General features: G+C 41.5%; 24 protein-coding genes. 6 read left to right on the top strand and 18 right to left on the bottom strand.

Annotated features, from left to right (window positions below):
• Positions 1–5: 5 nt before the first annotated feature.
• The 9 genes from CPC19_RS01765 to mnmG form a co-directional block, all read right to left on the bottom strand.
• Complete coding sequence (locus CPC19_RS01765) at positions 6–539, bottom strand: F0F1 ATP synthase subunit delta (protein ID WP_016391035.1); 534 nt, start codon at positions 537–539, stop codon at positions 6–8.
• Complete coding sequence (locus CPC19_RS01760; protein ID WP_015007010.1) at positions 539–1,018, bottom strand: F0F1 ATP synthase subunit B; 480 nt, start codon at positions 1,016–1,018, stop codon at positions 539–541. Before CPC19_RS01760 ends, CPC19_RS01765 begins: the two co-directional genes overlap by 1 nt.
• Positions 1,019–1,054: 36 nt before the next feature.
• Entirely contained in the window at positions 1,055–1,291 is a 237-nt protein-coding gene (gene atpE / locus CPC19_RS01755) for a F0F1 ATP synthase subunit C (RefSeq protein ID WP_015007011.1), read from the bottom strand.
• 38 nt (positions 1,292–1,329) lie between these two features.
• Positions 1,330–2,154, bottom strand: coding sequence for a F0F1 ATP synthase subunit A (atpB, locus tag CPC19_RS01750; protein ID WP_015007012.1), 825 nt, complete (start codon positions 2,152–2,154; stop codon positions 1,330–1,332).
• A 10-nt stretch (positions 2,155–2,164) separates the two neighbouring features.
• On the bottom strand, positions 2,165–2,527 hold the full coding sequence (locus tag CPC19_RS01745) for an ATP synthase subunit I (RefSeq protein ID WP_015007013.1): 363 nt from the start codon (positions 2,525–2,527) through the stop codon (positions 2,165–2,167).
• A 61-nt stretch (positions 2,528–2,588) separates the two neighbouring features.
• The gene (locus CPC19_RS01740) at positions 2,589–3,437 is read right to left on the bottom strand and encodes a ParB/RepB/Spo0J family partition protein (protein WP_016391034.1); all 849 of its coding nucleotides are present in this window, start codon (positions 3,435–3,437) and stop codon (positions 2,589–2,591) included.
• 9 nt (positions 3,438–3,446) lie between these two features.
• On the bottom strand, positions 3,447–4,211 hold the full coding sequence (locus tag CPC19_RS01735) for a ParA family protein (protein WP_015007015.1): 765 nt from the start codon (positions 4,209–4,211) through the stop codon (positions 3,447–3,449).
• A 33-nt stretch (positions 4,212–4,244) separates the two neighbouring features.
• Positions 4,245–4,868, bottom strand: coding sequence for a 16S rRNA (guanine(527)-N(7))-methyltransferase RsmG (gene rsmG, locus CPC19_RS01730; RefSeq protein WP_016391033.1), 624 nt, complete (start codon positions 4,866–4,868; stop codon positions 4,245–4,247).
• Positions 4,869–4,873: 5 nt separating this feature from the next.
• Positions 4,874–6,748, bottom strand: a complete 1,875-nt coding sequence (mnmG, locus tag CPC19_RS01725; RefSeq protein WP_015007017.1) for a tRNA uridine-5-carboxymethylaminomethyl(34) synthesis enzyme MnmG — start codon at positions 6,746–6,748, stop codon at positions 4,874–4,876.
• Between the two features lie 136 nt (positions 6,749–6,884).
• Here mnmG and CPC19_RS01720 point away from each other — a divergent pair, with 136 nt between their 5' ends.
• Positions 6,885–7,796, top strand: coding sequence for a MoxR family ATPase (locus tag CPC19_RS01720; RefSeq protein WP_015007018.1), 912 nt, complete (start codon positions 6,885–6,887; stop codon positions 7,794–7,796).
• A 2-nt stretch (positions 7,797–7,798) separates the two neighbouring features.
• Positions 7,799–8,224, top strand: coding sequence for a GNAT family N-acetyltransferase (locus CPC19_RS01715; protein WP_016391031.1), 426 nt, complete (start codon positions 7,799–7,801; stop codon positions 8,222–8,224).
• Here the strand turns inward: CPC19_RS01715 and CPC19_RS01710 are convergent.
• The 3 genes from CPC19_RS01710 to CPC19_RS01700 form a co-directional block, all read right to left on the bottom strand.
• On the bottom strand, positions 8,221–8,817 hold the full coding sequence (locus CPC19_RS01710) for a 2-hydroxychromene-2-carboxylate isomerase (RefSeq protein ID WP_015007020.1): 597 nt from the start codon (positions 8,815–8,817) through the stop codon (positions 8,221–8,223). The two genes, CPC19_RS01715 and CPC19_RS01710, sit on opposite strands and share 4 nt — an antisense overlap.
• 14 nt (positions 8,818–8,831) lie before the next feature.
• Positions 8,832–9,146 carry a non-heme iron oxygenase ferredoxin subunit gene (locus tag CPC19_RS01705; RefSeq protein WP_015007021.1) on the bottom strand — a complete coding sequence of 105 codons (315 nt, stop codon included), beginning with the start codon at positions 9,144–9,146 and terminating at the stop codon, positions 8,832–8,834.
• Positions 9,147–9,241: 95 nt separating this feature from the next.
• Positions 9,242–10,264 carry a 2Fe-2S iron-sulfur cluster-binding protein gene (locus CPC19_RS01700; protein ID WP_015007022.1) on the bottom strand — a complete coding sequence of 341 codons (1,023 nt, stop codon included), beginning with the start codon at positions 10,262–10,264 and terminating at the stop codon, positions 9,242–9,244.
• Positions 10,265–10,365: 101 nt separating this feature from the next.
• Between CPC19_RS01700 and CPC19_RS01695 the strand changes: the two genes are divergently transcribed.
• Positions 10,366–11,052 (top strand): DUF2461 domain-containing protein, encoded by a 687-nt coding sequence (locus CPC19_RS01695; protein ID WP_015007023.1) that lies wholly within the window; start codon positions 10,366–10,368, stop codon positions 11,050–11,052.
• 146 nt (positions 11,053–11,198) lie between these two features.
• On the opposite strand, the gene trpB is transcribed toward CPC19_RS01695, so the two are convergent.
• Positions 11,199–12,377: a tryptophan synthase subunit beta gene (gene trpB / locus CPC19_RS01690; protein ID WP_035851154.1), complete on the bottom strand. Its 1,179-nt coding sequence runs from the start codon at positions 12,375–12,377 to the stop codon at positions 11,199–11,201.
• Between the two features lie 193 nt (positions 12,378–12,570).
• Here trpB and CPC19_RS01685 point away from each other — a divergent pair, with 193 nt between their 5' ends.
• The gene (locus tag CPC19_RS01685) at positions 12,571–12,978 is read left to right on the top strand and encodes a group II truncated hemoglobin (protein WP_016391029.1); all 408 of its coding nucleotides are present in this window, start codon (positions 12,571–12,573) and stop codon (positions 12,976–12,978) included.
• Between the two features lie 97 nt (positions 12,979–13,075).
• On the opposite strand, the gene bphC is transcribed toward CPC19_RS01685, so the two are convergent.
• From bphC to CPC19_RS01660, 5 genes are all read right to left on the bottom strand, one after another.
• Positions 13,076–13,972, bottom strand: a complete 897-nt coding sequence (gene bphC, locus CPC19_RS01680; protein ID WP_015007026.1) for a biphenyl-2,3-diol 1,2-dioxygenase — start codon at positions 13,970–13,972, stop codon at positions 13,076–13,078.
• 45 nt (positions 13,973–14,017) lie between these two features.
• The gene (locus CPC19_RS01675; protein WP_015007027.1) at positions 14,018–14,551 is read right to left on the bottom strand and encodes a 3-phenylpropionate/cinnamic acid dioxygenase subunit beta; all 534 of its coding nucleotides are present in this window, start codon (positions 14,549–14,551) and stop codon (positions 14,018–14,020) included.
• A gap of 1 nt (position 14,552) precedes the next feature.
• Positions 14,553–15,935, bottom strand: a complete 1,383-nt coding sequence (locus tag CPC19_RS01670) for an SRPBCC family protein (protein WP_016391028.1) — start codon at positions 15,933–15,935, stop codon at positions 14,553–14,555.
• A 21-nt stretch (positions 15,936–15,956) separates the two neighbouring features.
• On the bottom strand, positions 15,957–17,210 hold the full coding sequence (locus CPC19_RS01665) for a Rieske 2Fe-2S domain-containing protein (RefSeq protein WP_016391027.1): 1,254 nt from the start codon (positions 17,208–17,210) through the stop codon (positions 15,957–15,959).
• Between the two features lie 158 nt (positions 17,211–17,368).
• A complete protein-coding gene (locus CPC19_RS01660) occupies positions 17,369–18,346 on the bottom strand; it encodes a PdxA family protein (RefSeq protein ID WP_016391026.1) in 978 nt (325 codons plus the stop codon).
• A 256-nt stretch (positions 18,347–18,602) separates the two neighbouring features.
• On the opposite strand from CPC19_RS01660, the gene CPC19_RS01655 reads away from it, so the two are divergent.
• Together CPC19_RS01655 and CPC19_RS01650 are read left to right on the top strand one after the other, a co-directional pair.
• A complete protein-coding gene (locus CPC19_RS01655; protein WP_015007031.1) occupies positions 18,603–18,989 on the top strand; it encodes a hypothetical protein in 387 nt (128 codons plus the stop codon).
• Positions 18,990–19,130: 141 nt separating this feature from the next.
• A complete protein-coding gene (locus CPC19_RS01650; protein ID WP_015007032.1) occupies positions 19,131–19,616 on the top strand; it encodes an aromatic-ring-hydroxylating dioxygenase subunit beta in 486 nt (161 codons plus the stop codon).
• The last annotated feature ends 9 nt before the right edge of the window (positions 19,617–19,625 follow it).

Raw genomic sequence — 19,625 nt, 5'->3', positions numbered from 1 at the left:
CTTTGCTATTTTAGCTTATTAGCCAATTGTTTAATCTGACTATTTAAAGAGCCGTCAATCACTTTATCACCAGCACGAATTATCATGCCGCCTATTAAGCTTGAATCCTCTTCAACGTTAATCGTTACTTTTTTGCCGAACGAGTCCGATAAAGACACACTTAACTTAGCCTTATCTTCGTCAGTCATAGGAAAGGCTGATATTACTTTTACACCAAGCTCTCCGCATTTTTCAGCTTTTTTAATTTCGTACTGGCTGGTAATTTCGCTGGTTAATGACAAGCGATTGTTTTTAGTCAGTAGCTTAACGAAATTGAGCCCTCTAGCATCCATTTGACCTTCACAAATACCCGTCATGGCAATTTCTAGATCATTTTTGGATAATTTTGGGTTATCTATTAGCTTCTTGACTTGTTCGTCGCTCATGACTAGATTTAAAAAACCTAACATTTTTGACCACTGGTCAAGCTCACCTTTTTCATCAGCCATTAAGAACACAGCTTCAGCATAAGGTCTCGCAAGCGCTGCTAACTCAGCCATTAAACCGCACCTAATTTGCCACTGATATCGTCAATGATAGCTTGGTGCTTGGACGCATCGATTTCGCTTTTAATAATTTTCTCTGCTGCTGATACGGCTAAAACAGATACCTGCTGGCGAAGTGCTTCACGTGCACTAGCAATTTCTTGCTCAATCTCAGCTTCCGCGCCTTTTTTTACTTTTACGGCTTCTTCAACTGCTTTGCTTTTTGCCTCTTCAACCATTTCTCCAGCACGTACATTTGCTAAATTGATGATATCTGACGCTTCAGCGCGCGCTTCTTGCAACACTTCTTTAGCTCGTTTTTCAGCTAATTCATGTTCCTTTTTTCCACGTTCGCCCGCCGCTAGGCCTTCAGCAATTTTGCTTTTCCGCTCTTCCATAGCTGCCATTAAAGGCGGCCATACAAATTTCATGCAGAACCAAACGAACATAAAAAATGCTATCGTTTGGCCTATTAGGGTTGCATTAATATTCATTATTAAACCTTAGTTTAGGGTTAATCTTCGTTTAATTTAACCAACGACCGCAAACAGAATGTACATAGAAATACCAACAGCAATCATTGGAACCGCATCAATTAGACCTACAACAATAAAGAACTGCGTACGTAACAAAGGAATCAATTCAGGTTGGCGAGCCGCACCATCTATAAAACGACCACCCAACATGCTGATACCAATTGCAGCGCCGATCGCACCCATACCCATTAATAACGCACCTGCTAAATAAATCAAACCTACATCTTCCATTTTTCTCTCCTATTGAGTTTACTAAAATTAATAAAAAACTAATGACTTTCTTCGTGAGCCATACTCAGGTACACGATTGTAAGCGTCATAAATATAAACGCTTGTAATATAACAACTAAAATATGAAATATTGCCCATGGCAATGACAGCGTCCACTGTACACCCAGTGGTAATAAAGCAATAAGAATAAAGATCATCTCACCTGCATACATATTTCCAAATAAACGCAGTGCTAGTGAAATTGGCTTTGAAATCAATGCGATCAATTCTAAAAGCAAATTAAATGGCATCATATATTTAGGGAATGGGTGGAAGGCCAACTCAGCAAAGAACCCACCAGGGCCTTTAACTTTGATGCTGTAGTAAATTGTAAGAAAAAATACAGCTAACGCTAATGAGAAAGTTAAATTCGGGTCGGTTGTTGGTACCACTTTAAGGTAAGGAATACCGACAAGCTGTCCTAAATGTGGGATATAGTCAACAGGCACTAGATCCATCGTATTCATTAGCACAATCCATACAAAAATCGTTAATGCAAGTGGCGCAATAACTGGATTTCTACCGTTAAAACTATCTTTTACGCTACCATCAATAAACTCTAATACCATCTCAACAAAGTTTTGCCAGCCAGTTGGCACGCCTGTTGTTGGTGCAGAAGCTGCTTTTCTAAAGAGAAAAAGAAACAAACAACCTAAAATCACAGAGACACCTAGCGTATCTATATTGACCGCCCAAAAGCCCATCTCTTTCGCTGCTTCTTGTCCAGATGCTATACCCCAAGTCCCATCTGGGTGCTGCCCATATGTTAAATTGGTTAAGTGATGCTTAATATATTCTGATGACGTAAGGTTTTCGCCTGCCATAGTTTCTCTCTTATTCTTTCACTCTAAATCCGCCAAGTATAAACCCTACTTGACCCACAACCAGCCCTACCATTGTATAAACAGGACTCATTTCAAACCACATAAGCCCCGCACCAAAAAGCGCGATGGCAATCAATAATCGCTCTATCACGCCTAAATAAACATAAAATCCGCCGCGCTTACTGCCTTTTTGCGCACTTTTTACTGCTTGACTTAACCTAACCGCCATCACTATAGATGCCGTTACCGATATAAATCCACCGTACAACACTGCTTTTAAATCAAACTGTTCTGAATACAAGGCATACCCTGTAATTGCAACCACGAAAATCAAAGCTAACTGGTAAACAACAATTTTAGACTGAGCTTTCATTTTATAATGCCCGTCGCATTCAGCCGCCCATTATAATTTTTGCTGCACCTCACAGTCAAGTTTATTTAAAATGACCTAACACACCCTCTAATTCATCCAATGATGAAAATTGAATTATTATCTTCCCATCCCCTTTACTAGAGTGGCTAATCTTCACCTTAGCGCCTAGTTTTTCTGATATATCTTGCTCCAGCCTTTCAACGTCAGGGTCTTTCACTAGAGCATTTTTCTTTTCTTCGCCGCTTTTTAGCGCTCGCTTTACCATTGCTTCTGTTGCGCGCACCGACAAGCCACCAACCACTACTTTATTAACCATGGTTGATTGTTGCGATTCATTTAATGCTAATAACGCTCTTCCGTGCCCCATTTCGATTTTTCCAGCTCGAAGGCTTTCTTTTGCCTCCTGGCCTAATTCTAATAAACGCAATAAATTACTGACCGCTGCCCTTGATCTTCCTACTGCATCCGCTGCCTGCTGATGCGTCATCTCAAACTCATTGATTAGTCGCTGCAAAGCCTCTGACTCATCCAGAATATTTAAATTTTCTCGTTGAATATTTTCAATCAATGAAATGGCTATTGCAGCACGATCATCTACATCATTAATAACTACCTCAACATCTTGCAGACCGGCTAATTGCGCAGCACGCCAGCGTCGTTCGCCGGCCAAAATTTCATAATTATTACCACTAATAGGCCGCACAACAATTGGCTGAATAATGCCTTGCGCACTGATTGAATCGGCTAACTCTTGCAGTTGAACCGGATCAAACTCTGTTCTTGGTTGGTATTTACCACGCTGTAATAAATCTATTGGAAGTTTTTTAGTTTCCTTTGCATGACCACCTACCTTTGGATGACTCAACAATGCATCTAACCCGCGGCCCAACCCTCTTTTCTTTGTAGACATTCTTAAATCCTAGTAGTGTTTTTCGTCTAGTTCACGCGCCAGATCCATATAAGCCTGCGCCCCGCGGGAACTTTTATCGTAAAGAATAGCGGGCAAGCCAAAACTTGGCGCTTCGGCAAGTCGTACATTTCTTGGCACAATCGTTTCAAATAACCTATCTGAAAAGTGCGCTGTTAGCTGCTCACTGACTTCACGAGTCAGGCGGCTACGCCCATCAAACATCGTCCTTAAAAGCCCTTCTAGACTTAAATTTTTGTTAACGGTTTCCTGCACCTGTTTTAATGTATCCATTAAAGATGACAAGCCTTCTAGTGCAAAATACTCACACTGCATAGGCACCAATACGCTATCAGCCGCAACCAACGCATTAATAGTCAGCATGTTCATCGAGGGAGGACAGTCAATAAAAATATAATCGTAGTTATCGGCTAATATACCAATGGCTTTTTTTAAACGGCGATCACGGTCAACCGCCTCTAATAAATGAACTTCGGCGCCTGCAAGGTCCATATTGCTCGGTAGCACCTGATGTTTAATTGTTTGCGAACTGACTACTGCTTGGAATGGATCGCAATCCTCCAATAGCACATCATAACAAGACAGCTCGATATCTTGCTTATCAACACCACTGCCCATAGTCGCATTACCTTGCGGATCCATATCAACTAATAAAACACGCCGACCAAGTTCTGCCATAGATGCAGCCAAGTTAATGCTTGTCGTTGTTTTGCCCACACCACCTTTTTGATTAGCAACCGCTATTATTCTTGCCACTAATAGACACCTTTCTTTATCATATTGATACCACTATACAGCTGTATAAATAACAAGATTTCGCGTCACTTCGAGTTCAGGTATTACTAGAGATTCTACACAACTGAACTGAAACCCTTTACTATCTACCGCCTTCGTTTCTTTTGATTTCATCGCCAGCAACCTACCCCCTAGCGCTAATAGATGACGTGTCTTTACTAATAAATTTGGCATTGAGGTAAATGCCCGTGCGGTTACCGTATCAAATTTTTGTTCTGGCTGATACTCTTCAATACGCTCGTTTAGAACCGATACATGATCCAACCCTAACTCAATACATGCTTGCTGAATAAAACGCGTTTTCTTTGAGTTGCTATCAAGTAGTGCAAACTGCATATCTGACCTTGCAAGCGCTAGCGGGATACCAGGTAATCCAGCCCCAGTGCCTACATCAATACAACGTTTTCCGTGTAAGAAAGGCAACACTGCTAAACTATCCAATAAATGCATATTCACCATTTGCTCGGGCTCTCTAATTGCAGATAGGTTATATACCTTATTCCACTTCACCATCATACGGAGAAAATCAATCATTTTAGCAATGCTTTGCGAAGGTAACTCTATCTTCATTTCTGCAAGCCCTCTTTCTAATTGGAGCCTATGCGCTTCATTAAACATCTACGTTACCCACTTTTCTTCTTCAAGTGCACCAACAACAACGAAATAGCTGCCGGCGTTACCCCTTGTATTCGACTCGCTTGACCCAATGTCTCTGGCCTGTGCCGATCGAGCTTTTCAACGACCTCAGACGATAACCCGGGAACCTGTCGATAGTCAGCCTCCGCTGATAAAATAAGCTCCTCATAACGTAACGTCCGCGCAATTTCTGTTTGCTGACGGTCTATATAACCTGCGTACTTGGCTTGTATTTCTACTTGGTTGCGAACTGAGTCATCAGCCACAGTGCTCTCGATATCCGGCAGATTAGCGATATTCTCATACTTTACCTCTGGTCTACGAAGCAAATCCAATAAGTTAGCCTCGCGTTGCAATGGCGTTTTCAAGAATTCGTTTGCATCTTTAGATGCCGCAGTGTTCGGCTGAACCCAAGTCGCCTTTAAACGCGCCTGCTCCAACTCAATTGCCTCTCTTTTAACATTAAATTTCTGCCACTGCGCCTCACTAACCAAGCCCATCTGATAACCTAATTCGGTTAGCCTTAAATCGGCATTATCCTCACGTAGCAACAGCCTGTATTCTGCTCGGCTAGTAAACATACGATAAGGCTCAAGCGTGCCATTGGTGACCAAATCATCAATCATCACGCCGATATAAGCCTCATCTCGACGAGGACACCAAGGTGCCAACCCTCTTGCTTGGCGCGCTGCGTTTAAACCAGCAATCAACCCTTGAGCTGCCGCTTCTTCATAACCCGTTGTACCATTAATTTGTCCCGCAAAAAACAAGCCTGGCATATGCTTTGTTTCAAGCGATGATTTAAGATCCCTTGGGTCAAAAAAATCATATTCAATCGCATACCCGGGGCGCACAATATGCGCATTCTCAAACCCTGCAATCGTTTTAATAAATGCCTCTTGAATATCAAATGGCAAACTAGTTGAAATACCATTAGGGTACACTTCTGTTGTAGTTAAACCTTCCGGCTCAACAAATATCTGGTGTGAATCTTTATCTGCAAAACGCATCACCTTATCTTCGATTGAAGGGCAATACCTTGGCCCAACACCCTCAATTACCCCTGTGTACATCGGTGACCGGTCCAGTCCTGAACGGATAATATCGTGACCTTTCTCATTCGTCCTGGTGATATAACAAGATATTTGTTTCGGGTGATCTTTTACCGACCCCATAAATGAAAAGACTGGCAATGGTGTATCACCCGGCTGCTCCTGCATAACACTAAAATCAATACTTCGGCCATCTATCCTTGGTGGCGTACCTGTTTTTAATCGATCAACATTAAAGGGCAAGGCGCGTAATCGTTTGGACAACGCATTTGATGGCGCATCACCAGCACGACCACCTTCATAATTCTCTAAACCAATATGAATTCTCCCGCCCAAAAATGTCCCCGCCGTTAACACCACGGTTGCCGCTTTAAATTTTAGTCCCATTTGCGTTACAACGCCTTGCACACGGTCATTCTCAACAATAAGGTCCGACACCGTTTGCTGAAACAAGCTCAAGTTTTCTTGATTTTCTAGGGTCTCTCTAACGGCATTTTTATATAACAAACGGTCTGCTTGTGCTCGTGTTGCGCGTACCGCAGGGCCTTTACTTGAATTCAATGTGCGAAACTGAATCCCTGCTTTATCCGTTGCTTTTGCCATCACACCGCCAAGCGCATCCACTTCTTTAACCAAGTGCCCCTTACCGATGCCACCAATCGCTGGGTTACAACTCATCTGCCCCAGAGTCTCGATATTCTGTGTTAGCAACAATGTTTTTGCACCTGTACGTGCGGCTGCCAATGCTGCTTCTGTGCCGGCGTGACCACCGCCAATAACAATAACGTCAAATCTATTTGGATGTAACATAACTCTAACTATGTGGGTATAAGCTGTTGATTTTAACATCATTCAACTCATTTAGTGGTCTCGTTAAAAACACATACAGATTCTATTTGCTAGAATAAACCTATACAACGTTAACCAGCACCCTTGCCAACGCCTTATGAACCAACTTATTCAAGCTTTTTTAGAGCAAACAAATTCAATCATTTTAGGTAAAGATAAAACAATTAAATTAGCGTTAGCCTGTATTTTGGCAAAAGGGCATCTGTTGATAGAAGATATTCCCGGCGTTGGCAAAACCACCCTGGCTCATAGCTTTGCCATCTTACTTGGATTAAATTTTCAACGTATTCAATTTACCAGCGATTTATTACCTGCCGATATTATTGGCTCAAGTATTTTTGACCGTGACAATAGTAATTTTGAATTTCACCCTGGGCCTATTTTTTCCAACTTTATTTTGGCCGATGAAATTAACCGTGCTACCCCAAAAACACAAAGCGCTCTGCTTGAGGCCATGGAAGAACGCCAGATCACTATTGAAAAAAAGACTTACCCAATGAGCAACCCTTTTATTGTAGTTGCCACTCAGAATCCTGGACATCAAATTGGCACCTTTGCTTTACCTGAGTCTCAGCTAGACCGGTTCTTAATGCGACTATCTATTGGATACCCGGACTCAGCATCCGAAAAACAGCTGCTCACTGGCACCAGCACTCGTTTAAAACTCGAGTCGTGTCAGCCTATTATTAGCGCTGACCAGCTGATTGCGCTTCAACAACAGGTCCAAACCGTCCATGTTGCCGAACCATTGATCGCTTACGTTCAAGCCTTATTGGCCTTTTCTCGAACCTCTCCTTTGTTTAGCCAAGGCCTATCCCCAAGGGCCGGCATCGCGTTAATTCAAGCAGCAAAATCATGGGCGCTGATTGATAATCGCGATAACGTATACCCCGAAGATATTCAAGCCATTACACCATCAATCATCGAGCATCGGCTAGCACTTCAAGATAACAGCACCTCAAGCAAGGCCGCCTCTACAGCACTGCTCACAGAAGTAGCTATACCTTAATATTGAGCATACTTATTAAAACAGGCTCTTGGTCTGACTTAGAACCCTATTGTCGGACTGTTCGGTTATCTGTATTTGTTGAAGAACAAGGGATTCCCCAGCAACTAGAACTAGATAAACAAGATAATCACTTTTTACATGTTGTTATTTTTAATGGCAACAATACACCTATCGCCACAGCTCGACTTGCTGATAATGGTCAGTTTGGAAGAATGGCCGTTCTAAAGAGTTACCGCACACAAGGACTGGGCAATCAATTACTAAAGCAGATCACTAAGCAAGCAAGACTTCAAGGACTCCAACAATTAACTTGCCACGCACAACAAAGCGCTGTTGGTTTTTATAAAAAAAATGGCTTCCATATTACAGGGAAGCCATTTCAAGAAGCTAGGTTCACACATATTAAAATGCTGAAGAACTTAACTTAATTTTTCCGATCTTTAAGATACTCTTCCATAAACATGAAGCGATCATTACCCCACCAGGCTTGGTCATCTAACATCATAATAGGGGCACCAAAGACACCCTCTTTATGTGCCTCTACACAAGCTTTACGAAAACGAGTCTGCCCTTCATTTGACTGCACATAGGCAATAAACTCATCCGCATTCCAACCCAGTTGATCTGCTACTTGCGATAGCTCGGCCATGTCTGTTGGGTCACAACCATCTGCCCAGATCTTTGCATAAGCTGCATTGACATAGGCTTCTGCTTGATCTTTATCATTGGCATATAAAACACCAATATTCCAAGGCTCTATTTCAAGGTTTTTAGGAAACGTAAACGGCACATCATAATGTGCTGCCCAGCGTTTAATGTCTTGCAACATCACTTTAATTTTGGCAGGCACCTCTCTATTTGAAGGCCCGTAATTACCCGCAGCAATTTTTGCTACTGGGATACTCATCGGCAAATACTTAACGGTTAAACCATACTTTCTCGCCAAATCGGGTAACTGAGTATGAGCCAAATAACTAAATGGGCTCATCATGTCAAAATAAAAGTCTATTGATTCTTGCATAATCTTAGCTAACCTTATTCAGCGGCTGGAATACAAATATTGCCATCTTCAACTGTAACAGGGTACGTTTTAATCGGTATCTGGCAAGGGAATGAAGTTGGATCACCTGTCTTAATGGAGAACGCGCCGCCATGGAATGGGCATTCAACTTCATCACCGTCTTGATAACCATCTGTCAGCATCGCCATTCCATGCGTACACAAATTGTCCGTAACATAGTATTCACCTTCAAATACATAGACTGCTAATGCTGGAAAACCTTCAGGCGTTACAGCAACAGGCGCTTCGTCTTTAACCTCATCTGTTTTACATAATACTATATTGCTCATAATTTTAGCTCTTTGTTAGTGTTATTAGTTTTTCTTACAATTTCTGGCTATCATACCGAATACCAGTAGAAATTCGCAGACCCTTTAATATTATTTTAATAAAAACGATCGTAATGAATTTGATCAAACGGCACTTTGTATTCAGTCATCAGCATACGTGTTAAAGCATCTGTCATAGGAGGAGGGCCACAGAAATAAAATTCGTGCTCTGGAAGTTTTTCTCCCAATGTTTTTCCTAACAACTCATGGATAAACCCAACATCACCATTCCACCCTGCTGCTTCGGCTGCTTCAACGTCTGATACGGCATTGAAATTCTTCACTCGGCCACGTAAATCATCATCTGCTTCAATAAGCTTAGGCGGACAAATATCACTTGGTGTACGACCTCCGTAGAACAAATAAATATTTCTATCACTTAGCTGAGGATCTCTGGCAGCTGCCTTAATGATCGACATCTCGGGTGACAAGCCTGAACCACCACCCACACAAACGATATCTCTTGGAATTTCTGGTTTCAAATATGCCAAACCATAAGGCCCGTCGATTACAATCTCCGCACCCACTTCATAATCTTCAAATAAAGTTGTGGTAGCACTACCGTCTGGCATTTTCTTAATAATAAAACGCCACTCACCTTCCTCATTTGGCAGGTTACACATTGAATAACCACGTGAGCCTGTAATGCCCGGGAAATCTAATAAGGCAAATTGCCCTGCTTTAAAATGAGCAGGATGCTCCGTTTTAAAGCAAAACTCTGCCATATCTTCTGTTAGTTTATTTATTTCAAATAAAACGGCCTTACCCTTAATTGGCTTATGTAACGGCATCGCTTCGGGGTTTAAGCGAACCTTAATCTCAAGGTCTTCAGTTGGAATACATTGACAGCTCAATTTGCGACCTTTTTTAATATCACGAGGTGACAGGCCCGGCGCATCTTCCCAAATATTCTCCACTTCACCGTTTAACACTTCAACTTTACAGGCACCACAACCACCTGAATTACATTCGTAAGGCATGCCTACACCTGCGCGTAGTGCTGCACGCAAAATAGTATCTCCTTCCTCACAAGCAAACTCCAGTTCCTGTCCGCTGATTTTTACGTTATAACTTGTCATGCCTCTCCTCTTAATTCAAACATTGTTAACCTATAAAGAATATTATATTCACACTAAACAAACAAGCCGTGTTTTAAATCAACTTTAGATCGACTAATCCAATGAATACTTCCTTTTTCAACCATCAAACACTTTCTTTCCTTCAACAATTATCAAATAACAATAATCGCCCTTGGTTTAATGAAAGAAAATCGCTTTATGAACAAAGTGTCCGTGAACCGTCTTTGGCTTTTATTGAGGCCATGGAGCCTAGTATAAAATCACTCTCTCCTAATTTTACTGCAGTGGCCAAAAAAACAGGTGGCTCATTAATGCGCATTTATCGAGATGCGCGTTTCAGTAACGATAAAACACCGTATAAAACGAATATAGGCATCCAGTTTAGACATACTGCTGGCAAGGATGTCCACGCCCCTGGGTTCTATCTACATATCTCACCTGACACTTGCTTTGTTGGTGCCGGTATTTGGCGGCCCAACAGTAAAGCGTTAAGCAATATTAGAGAGATGATTAGTGACAGCCCTAATGCTTGGAAAAACATTACACGCCACAATACTTTCAAACGATATTATACATTGTCAGGTGACTCATTAAAAACCTACCCGCGAGGTTACGCAAAAGATCACCCGATGATTAATGATTTAAAACGTAAGGACTTTATTGCTATCCACCCTTTAACTCATGAAGAAATTTTAAGCCCTAATGTAACTAAAACAATCCATCACCGCTTTAAAGTCGCCAGCGATTTGATGGACTACCTGTGCAATGCGCTGGAACTGCCCTACTAAATTTAACCTGCCCAGTCTTTTTTGTTGCTAAGGTCCTGCCAATTATCTTCTTTTCAATAACCCATCAAAGACTCTAAGTTGATTAACTAGTTTAAGCTCGTCGAGGCCTTAACAATTGCGCTGCTTTTCTCCAGACAACGGGCCGCCTACAACCCTAACTTATCTGCTATAAAGTCAGCATCCTTATCACCACGACCAGATAGATTGACTAAAATCGTCTCATTTGAGCTCATTTTTTTTGCTATTTTCATCGCGTACGCCACAGCATGTGCGCTTTCTAGTGCTGGGATAATGCCTTCTACCCTTGATAAGGTCATAAAGGCATCAATACACTCTTCATCATCTATAGCAACATATTTCGCTCGACCCAAATCTTTTAACAAACAGTGCTGAGGTCCAACCCCTGGATAATCCAACCCTGATGCAATCGAATAGACAGGTAGCGGCTCACCTGATTGATCTTGTAAGTTGTAGCACTCAAATCCATGCAAAGCTCCTTTAACCCCTTTACTCATGGTTGCCGCATGCTCACCTTTTTCTAAGCCTCGTCCTGCTGGCTCCACCCCAACAATATCAACCAATTCGTCGTCCAAAAAAGCTGTAAATAGTCCTATTGCATTTGAACCACCACCAACACATGCAGTAATAACATCAGGCAAACGCCCCTGCTCCTCAAGAAACTGCGCGCGCGCTTCTTTACCTATAATGCTTTGGAAGTCTCTTACCATCATGGGGAAAGGGTGCGGCCCAACAACCGAGCCAATCGCATAAATAAAATTAACTGGGTCTTTTAAGTATTCTTCAAACGCACTATCTACAGCGTCCTTCAATGTTCTCGTCCCACGACTGACCGGTACTAAAGTACAACCCAATATTTTCATCTTCGTCACATTAGGGCGTTCTTTTTCAATATCCACCTCACCCATGTGAATTTCGCAATCGATACCCACTAGGGCACAAGCCGTTGCTAACGCCACCCCATGCTGACCCGCTCCTGTTTCAGCGATCACCTTAGTTTTACCCATGTGTCGTGCTAATAATGCCTCGCCAAGGCAATGATTTATCTTATGCGCACCCGTATGGTTTAGATCCTCTCTTTTTAGAAAAATTTTAGCACCACCTAACTTTTCCGTTAATCGTTTCGCATAAAAAATAGGACTTGGACGTCCCACATAATGGGTGTACAAATCATTTAACTCATCTTTAAAAGACGGTGTCTTTGAAATTTCTTGGTAAGCTCTGTTAATGTCATTCATGATGGCAACAAGATCAGGCGGTATAACCTGTCCACCGTACTCACCAAAGTAACCCTTCTCGTCCGGCATGGGAATTGTATTATGCTTCAAGCGCTGTTCCTTTTATTAAGGTTGATATCTAAGCTACTTTAGTATTAATCACCTTACTTGACAATACGCTCAGCGGACTTGAAAAATTACTGTAATTTGATTTGGATCATGGTTGATATTTCTGCATCATGCGACAGTTAACATTTACGCTAAAATTAATGCAGGATAGACCATGAGCGAAGCAAACCAAACAAGCGAACAACAAACAACAATGTATGACTGGATTGGCGGCGAAGAAGGCGTCCGTAAGCTAGTTAATCGGTTTTACGACATTATGGACTCGGACGAAGAGGCAAAAACTATTCGAGCCATGCATAAAGATGACTTAACCAATATTCGAGATGGTTTATTTGAGTACCTTTCTGGTTGGTTAGGTGGCCCACCGCTATATGTTGCGAAACATGGCAGCCCCTGCATTACTAAACAACATAAGCCCTTTAAGATTGATCAGCAAGCATCCAATGCTTGGATGCACTGCATGCAACAAGCCATGAAAGATGTTGATATTGATGAAAAATATCGTGACATGTTAACACCTGCTTTTCAGCGCATTTGCGATACCCTAATGAATCATCATTAACACTCAATCATCTTGCTCTAGCTAATCATGTCATTGATTGCTATCTGCACAATAAAAAGGGCGCCAAAGGCGCCCTTTTTTTGATACTAAATATTACTTAAATATCAACATTCATTCCATAACCGGTAGCTTCTGGCTTGTGACCAAAAATATCACCAGTGTAATGCTCTTGCTCTCTCACTGCTTCACGTGCGCCATGGCCTAATTCTAACAACCATCCAGATGGTGTAGCAAAGTAGAACGTATAGGCTTGGTCATTCGAATGCTTTCCAAGCTGCATCGCCACATCAATACCTTCTCTACGCGCTGTATCGTGGGCTATGCCCAAATCATCCAGCTCTGTGTACTCTAACATTAAATGATTGATTCTTTTTTCCATCGGGCCAAGTCCAAATGCCAATGAGTGCTGACGATCGTTACAGTGCATAAAAACAGGTTTTGCAATCATGCCATTAGGTAACTTAATTTTATATTCAACAGATCCTTCAAGGCCTAACATTGAATAAAATGCATATGTGGCATCATCATCTAGTGAACGAATAATGAAATGCCCAATACCTTGGTTACCAGTTAGAAACTTGCCATACATTGGTCGACCCGGGTGAAAAGGCTTCATTACATCCATTTGAGGGCTGTAAAAAATTTCTGTCGGGTTGCCTGATGGGTCCTCTAATTTAAGCAGGCCTAAAACGAAACGCTCTTCACATTCTTCTTCAGACGCTACACGAAAATCAACGCCATTAGCTGTTAAGTGTTGCTGCATCGCTTTGAATTCTTCAAAGCCTTTTACTCTCCATCCTGCATATGCCAAATCGTCTTCATCTGATTGATGAACTGTAAAGCGGTGATGCTGACCATCCATTCTTAGGTAAAAGCGATCATCGCGATCACCTTCTTCAATTTCCAAACCAACACATTTCGTTGCGTACTCACGCCATGCGTCCATATCTGTGACGTTAAACCCCATATAGCCTAACTCTATTACTTTTACCATTTGTTAAATCCTCTTATTTTAGTTTTAAAACTTACCGCTTATCGATCAGAAGAATATATATAAATTTTTATCTTCCGTTACTCTAGCATCTAGAGACACCTTACGCCGTGCTAACTGAAAGCCATTACCCACTTTTCGTATTAAATCTTGACGGCAGCCTACATGCTCGGAGTGTTCTAACTGTCCTCTATGGCGATACACGACAAAATTACTGCGCACAACAAACTCATCGTCTTTATCAGTATGAAACGCCTCAATATTGGTAATAAGATAACGAACCGTTGAGCGTGGATCTTCCATCCACACCGCCCCTGTCAGCAAGCGCGCTACTCGATCCTTTACCTCATCATAATCGTCATTATATATTGCCATGTCATATGGCGTAGGTTCAGGGCGCTTATCTTTAGCGTAACGGCGCTCTGTCACTGGCATCCAGTAATGCAAATCTTTGGCAACAAAGGTCTCAATCCATGTATTAAACTCTCCATTTTGAAGCAACGTCGCTTCTTGATAATAATGTTGAGATAACTCGTAATGTAGCTCTGAAGATACACGTTCTTTCGCTTCAGTATTATGCATCTTATTCGCCCTCTGCCTCTGCCGCCTTAGCCGCTATTCGGTCTTTCCAATAATTTTTATTTGGGAAACAATCAGCCCAATGTTCATCGTTTGCACGTATATCATCCCAGCTATCAGCCGACATCATTTCTTGATAAAAGCGATAAAACCCTCGATACGATGTTTCTCCAATAAAACTTGAACCCACAATACCCGGGTAATCTGGGTGCTCACCTTCATACCCTTGCCCCATCGTTGAGTTCATCGTACCCTCACGCGTATAATTGCCTCTATTAACGTGCGTTGATTGCACCATATTATCACCGTCATCACTTTCCAATGTACCCGCCGTACCGAAACTTCTAACTGCTTGTTTAACAACTTCTCTTTTGCCTTCGTCACTCATATCTTTGTGCACAATGACCCAAGACCAAACTTCAATTTCATGTGGCCCACGTGGGTGCCATACCTTAAAGATATTGGTTCCATATAAAAAAGAACAATTTGGGAAGGTTGAGCAGTTCCAATGGCCATTAAATAACTTTGCTCTTGGCTCTCCAAGGTTCTCTGCCACCTTGGGTATGGTCTCTTCCATATATTTAGCATACTCATCTCTTTTCGCATGAATAGCGATGGCTGCATTATCAATAACACCAAAACCATGCCCATGGCGCGTTGTGACTTGAATCCCTAACTCATCAAATGGCATCTCAGCTTGGTTTCCAGCTAGTCCACCCAACTCTCCACCCAATACATGTAGAGCAGATGCATGTGTCCACCCAACATGGTAGCCATCACCCACAAAGTTTTCAGTTGGTACTTTCCAGTTACATTTGAGAATAGATTTCATCGGCGGACCAACCAATTCAGCCCCTTCGCCAGCACCTACCATCCATGTATCTAAGTACCAACCCCAGTCGCCTAAAAAGTCTTCTAAGCTAGGTGCTGTTTCATCAAAACAGCCAAAAACAAAACCTCGATAGCTCTCAACTCTGATGGTTTTTAAGCTTAACGAATCTCTATCCAACTCATCGTGGTAGCATTTTTCTCTTAATGGCACATCCACCAACTTTCCATCGGTCGAAAACACCCAGCCATGATAGTTACATACAAATGACTTGGTATTACCACTGTCTGCCGAACAAATGCTATTACCTCTATGCGTACATGAGTTAACAAATGCCTTTAATGAACCATCAGTATGGCGAGTAACGATCACTGAATCTTCAGCCATTTTGGTGGTAATAAAGTCACCCTTCTTTTCCAGCATACATTCATGCGTTAGGAACAACCAACTCCGCCCAAAAATATTTTTTATTTCCCGATCATAAACCTCTTGATCCCAAAAAACTTCTTTTGACTGTGTCGATGCCTTCGTATCAACCAGTTTATTAATATCTACCATTTCATACCCCCTTACTTAAATTTAGTCTCTAGCCATTACTGCTCGATAACCTTTCCAAAACCCTCGCACAGCATTTTCATCCATGCCCATTGGGCTGGTGTAATCTTCAACATCATTACCACCCATTTCAATAAATGAACGCAATTCTCCATCACGGTGGACGCCGTTTTGAACCAATTCGACAGCCTCGCCATCTTCCATTGATATTAAACCAGCAGGCCCAACTAGATTGATATTACGCAACCGATGCTCATCCATAGCCGCATCATCATCCTCATAACCAAAAAATGTCCAAACTAGTTCTGTTTCATTTGTACTTTTAGGCAGCACTTGACGAGCTGCTAATGTATTTTGAATTTGCTGCAGGACGACACTTGGAAAAAGCGACTGAATACTTAAGGCAACATTATCATCCCGCTCAGGAATAAAGTTTAAAACCCGTGTGTCCTGTAACTGATGTGGGCCTTGCATTTCTCTATTCGCCTCGTCCGCATAATCTTTATAATCAAGATCCTCTTTAGGCGGCGCTGAAACATTAAAATAGTTATGACAACCCACTTTATCGGTTATCCCTTCACTAATTTGCCCCTGACGATAAATACCAAATGTTGGGTAAAATAAATGCAATAAGGCACCATGGTAGCTGTCTCGACTGTTTTCAGCATAGGCCTTCCAATTGCCTTTCATAAACTGGCGAGTATGCCCAATTAACTTAAGCGGCTTATGCATAATACGCCTAATGTTTTCACACATTTTTTCGCCAAGAAACTCTTCTAAATCAGGTGTTTCTGGGTCAAAGGTTGCAAAAATCATTTGTGCTACCGTCTGAACACGTAATGTTTCTAGACCATGATTTTTCATATCAAAGTCTTTTGCATAACCGCCTTGCCCTTTCATACCCCGCCTAAAAGGTACACCTTTTAAATCACCTTTGGCATCATATGCCCACTGATGATAAACACAGGTAAAAGCACCATCATCAGAATGCCCATGGCGTTCACGACAAATAACCGCACCTTTATGCGCACAACGATTGACCCACGCATTAAGACTACCATCTTCGCCTCTCGTCAACACGATGGGTGTATCGCCCACAAAAGTTGTTTTGTAATCGCCTGGTTGAGGCACCTCAACATCTAGACCGATATATGACCAAACCTTTCCACGGTATAAATTTTCTTGTTCCAACTTAAAGACATCTTCATCTAAATAAGTTGCGAAAGGGGAATGATTACCATTAACATCGATTTTATTGATTATTTCTTGCGCATTCATATAACTGTTCTCCTATTATTAATTCAAGAAGCCCTCCCATTGAATATACCCTTCAATTTAGGAGTAGCCTTAAGATTAGTTGCTTTAAAATACCTATCTATCGAGCATGTCTACATAAGACAATAGACAGAGCATACTGTTCCAGCAACCCTACAACTTTATTCGCTAAAAAAGCCGTTACCTGCAGCTAAATTACCCGTCAACTTAATCGCTTCTAGCATCATTGTATGGTCTGCCTTACCTGTTCCAACGAGGTCATAAGCCGTACCATGTGCCACAGACATATGAAGGTATGGAGGCCCCATGATCAAGGCGCAATTACCTGAAAACCCCCATGTTTTAATTGCAATGTGCCCTTGGTCATGAAACATTGCCAACACAACATCATATTTATCTTCTATACATTGTCTGAAAACGGAGTCTGGTGGCATCGGCCCTTCGACGTTGATACCCAATGCTTTTGCTTGCTCAACACCTGGTCTAATTTCATTGTCTTCTTCTGCACCACTCGCATGCGGATTAAGTCCTGCCACAACTATTCGCGGATCACTAATACCCCACTCTATTAGCGAGTCATTGAGTTTTTCAATAGCACCCGCCACAAGGTCTTTACTAATCAGTTCACATACATCACGCAAAGGAATATGGTCCGTTAAATGCATCACTCTTAAGGGGCCGCTAATTAGAAATAAATAACTATGTCCTGGCTCAATTTCAATAATCTTATCAAGCACATTGGCCATTTTCATTGATACTGAGCTAATTGGCGCCATAACCGTTGCATCTACTGCTCCAGACAACGCTAGCTGATCCATTTCTTCAAGCCAATTAGCGCTAATTTGACCACAAGACACGTTATCTTGCCCCTTGGTGTAACTTCCCATGTCAAATTTCCCTGAATCCAAAATATCTATAACAGCAGGATCATTTGTCTTCTCATCAACCGATTGAATCATATTAATCGTTAATGACAATTGATTCTCATCAACAACATCTTGCATCACGTCTGCACTACCCACTAAAACAGGTTCACAGTATTGATGAATTTCACCGCTGGCCCATGCCTTAGCAACGACCTCTGGTCCTATACCCGCTGGATCGCCTATCATTGTTGCTACAATTGGCTTTTTGTTCATTATTTAGGCTCTCCTAGTTAAAACATTAACGCTAATAATTATTTTTATAAAAAATTTAGTAAATATTAGCATAACATTATTTTTTAAAAAACATATGTTGTGATTGATCTACATCAATTCCATTTCAACCCCATTATAAATTATGTAATAAAAACAGAATAATAAGTTGCCATTCTCCTAACTCCTGCGCTAACCTCTATAGCAACATTACTATAAAAAACAGATAATCAATATAGAAAAACCTTAGGAGAATTTTATGTCTACACCCGTTCCTTTTGAGTCCCTATTAGATATTGAAGGCATTGTTGGCGCTGTGCGCTGGCGTGAAACTGTTGCAGGGAAAGGCGCCATCACTCCTCCTTTTTTAACAGAGTATATCGGCAACATTACCGAAGATCGCGCTGAACGACTTATGGCTCACGCTGAAGCAGCTGGCCTTGCTATTATGGGCATCAGCCAACTTAGTCACCTACGCGCATCACACGACCCTTCCGTTGTTTACCCATTAGATTCTTATTATGTACATAGCATGCGAGGGTCAGTTGTCTGTACCATTAATCGCGTGGCTGCGTTAATTGATAATGATGTTAACGTCGATATCCAAAAACTTATTGCTAAAATGAATTTAATAGATAACTCTTAAAAACTCATTAACTATTATCATGTCAAAAAGCCTCTTTAGCTGATAAAGAGGCTTTTTTTGATCATAGTCATTTTCTTATAAAAAGACCCCCGTATACTCAACGGTTAAATTTATCCAAAAAAAACAAAAAGAGGAGGCCATATGCCAAACAATGCTATAACCCTTGAACTAAAAAGCGAAATAGAAGACCTACTTAACAGCTATGTTCAATGCATCGATGATGATGATTTAGAAAACTGGCCAAATTTTTTTACTGACCAGTGCTTATATCAAATCATTCCAAGAGAAAACCATGAAATAGGCTTACCAACCGCTGTGATGTGGTGTGATAGCCGCGGTATGCTAGAGGACCGCATTACCGCGTTACGTCATGCTAATGTCTATCAAGTTCAATGGTATCGCCATATTATTAGCAACCCTGTTATTACAACTGATGACGGCGAAACATTTCACGTACAGTCAAATTATGCTGTATTTAAAACCTGTAATGACGGGGAAAGTACTGTTTATAACGTTGGCCGTTATGTTGATGAGATTGTCCGCGATAAAGGCGTTCTTAAATTTAAAAAACGAAGCGCTATTTACGACACTCATCGAATCACTACCCTATTGGTGATCCCTGTTTAAGGAGAAAAA

Origin of the sequence: Cycloclasticus sp. PY97N (assembly GCF_002443175.1) — a bacterium.
In the GTDB taxonomy this organism is placed as follows: Bacteria; Pseudomonadota; Gammaproteobacteria; order Methylococcales; family Cycloclasticaceae; genus Cycloclasticus; species Cycloclasticus pugetii.
The sequence above is the reverse complement of the archived record's forward strand: the minus strand, read 5'-3'. Positions and strand labels throughout refer to the sequence as shown.

Coding starts and splice junctions, on each gene's coding strand:
- bphC (WP_015007026.1), bottom strand. CDS start 13,972: ATGGTAAAAGTAATAGAGTTAGGCTATATGGGGTTTAACGTCACAGAT.
- CPC19_RS01765 (WP_016391035.1), bottom strand. CDS start 539: ATGGCTGAGTTAGCAGCGCTTGCGAGACCTTATGCTGAAGCTGTGTTC.
- rsmG (WP_016391033.1), bottom strand. CDS start 4,868: ATGTTTAATGAAGCGCATAGGCTCCAATTAGAAAGAGGGCTTGCAGAA.
- CPC19_RS01670 (WP_016391028.1), bottom strand. CDS start 15,935: ATGGTAGATATTAATAAACTGGTTGATACGAAGGCATCGACACAGTCA.
- mnmG (WP_015007017.1), bottom strand. CDS start 6,748: ATGTTACATCCAAATAGATTTGACGTTATTGTTATTGGCGGTGGTCAC.
- CPC19_RS01745 (WP_015007013.1), bottom strand. CDS start 2,527: ATGAAAGCTCAGTCTAAAATTGTTGTTTACCAGTTAGCTTTGATTTTC.
- atpB (WP_015007012.1), bottom strand. CDS start 2,154: ATGGCAGGCGAAAACCTTACGTCATCAGAATATATTAAGCATCACTTA.
- CPC19_RS01675 (WP_015007027.1), bottom strand. CDS start 14,551: ATGCATAATACTGAAGCGAAAGAACGTGTATCTTCAGAGCTACATTAC.
- CPC19_RS01720 (WP_015007018.1), top strand. CDS start 6,885: ATGAACCAACTTATTCAAGCTTTTTTAGAGCAAACAAATTCAATCATT.
- CPC19_RS01660 (WP_016391026.1), bottom strand. CDS start 18,346: ATGAACAAAAAGCCAATTGTAGCAACAATGATAGGCGATCCAGCGGGT.
- CPC19_RS01760 (WP_015007010.1), bottom strand. CDS start 1,018: ATGAATATTAATGCAACCCTAATAGGCCAAACGATAGCATTTTTTATG.
- CPC19_RS01650 (WP_015007032.1), top strand. CDS start 19,131: ATGCCAAACAATGCTATAACCCTTGAACTAAAAAGCGAAATAGAAGAC.
- CPC19_RS01695 (WP_015007023.1), top strand. CDS start 10,366: ATGAATACTTCCTTTTTCAACCATCAAACACTTTCTTTCCTTCAACAA.
- CPC19_RS01655 (WP_015007031.1), top strand. CDS start 18,603: ATGTCTACACCCGTTCCTTTTGAGTCCCTATTAGATATTGAAGGCATT.
- CPC19_RS01705 (WP_015007021.1), bottom strand. CDS start 9,146: ATGAGCAATATAGTATTATGTAAAACAGATGAGGTTAAAGACGAAGCG.
- CPC19_RS01740 (WP_016391034.1), bottom strand. CDS start 3,437: ATGTCTACAAAGAAAAGAGGGTTGGGCCGCGGGTTAGATGCATTGTTG.
- CPC19_RS01700 (WP_015007022.1), bottom strand. CDS start 10,264: ATGACAAGTTATAACGTAAAAATCAGCGGACAGGAACTGGAGTTTGCT.
- CPC19_RS01665 (WP_016391027.1), bottom strand. CDS start 17,210: ATGAATGCGCAAGAAATAATCAATAAAATCGATGTTAATGGTAATCAT.
- CPC19_RS01710 (WP_015007020.1), bottom strand. CDS start 8,817: ATGCAAGAATCAATAGACTTTTATTTTGACATGATGAGCCCATTTAGT.
- atpE (WP_015007011.1), bottom strand. CDS start 1,291: ATGGAAGATGTAGGTTTGATTTATTTAGCAGGTGCGTTATTAATGGGT.
- trpB (WP_035851154.1), bottom strand. CDS start 12,377: ATGCCGGACGAGAAGGGTTACTTTGGTGAGTACGGTGGACAGGTTATA.
- CPC19_RS01685 (WP_016391029.1), top strand. CDS start 12,571: ATGAGCGAAGCAAACCAAACAAGCGAACAACAAACAACAATGTATGAC.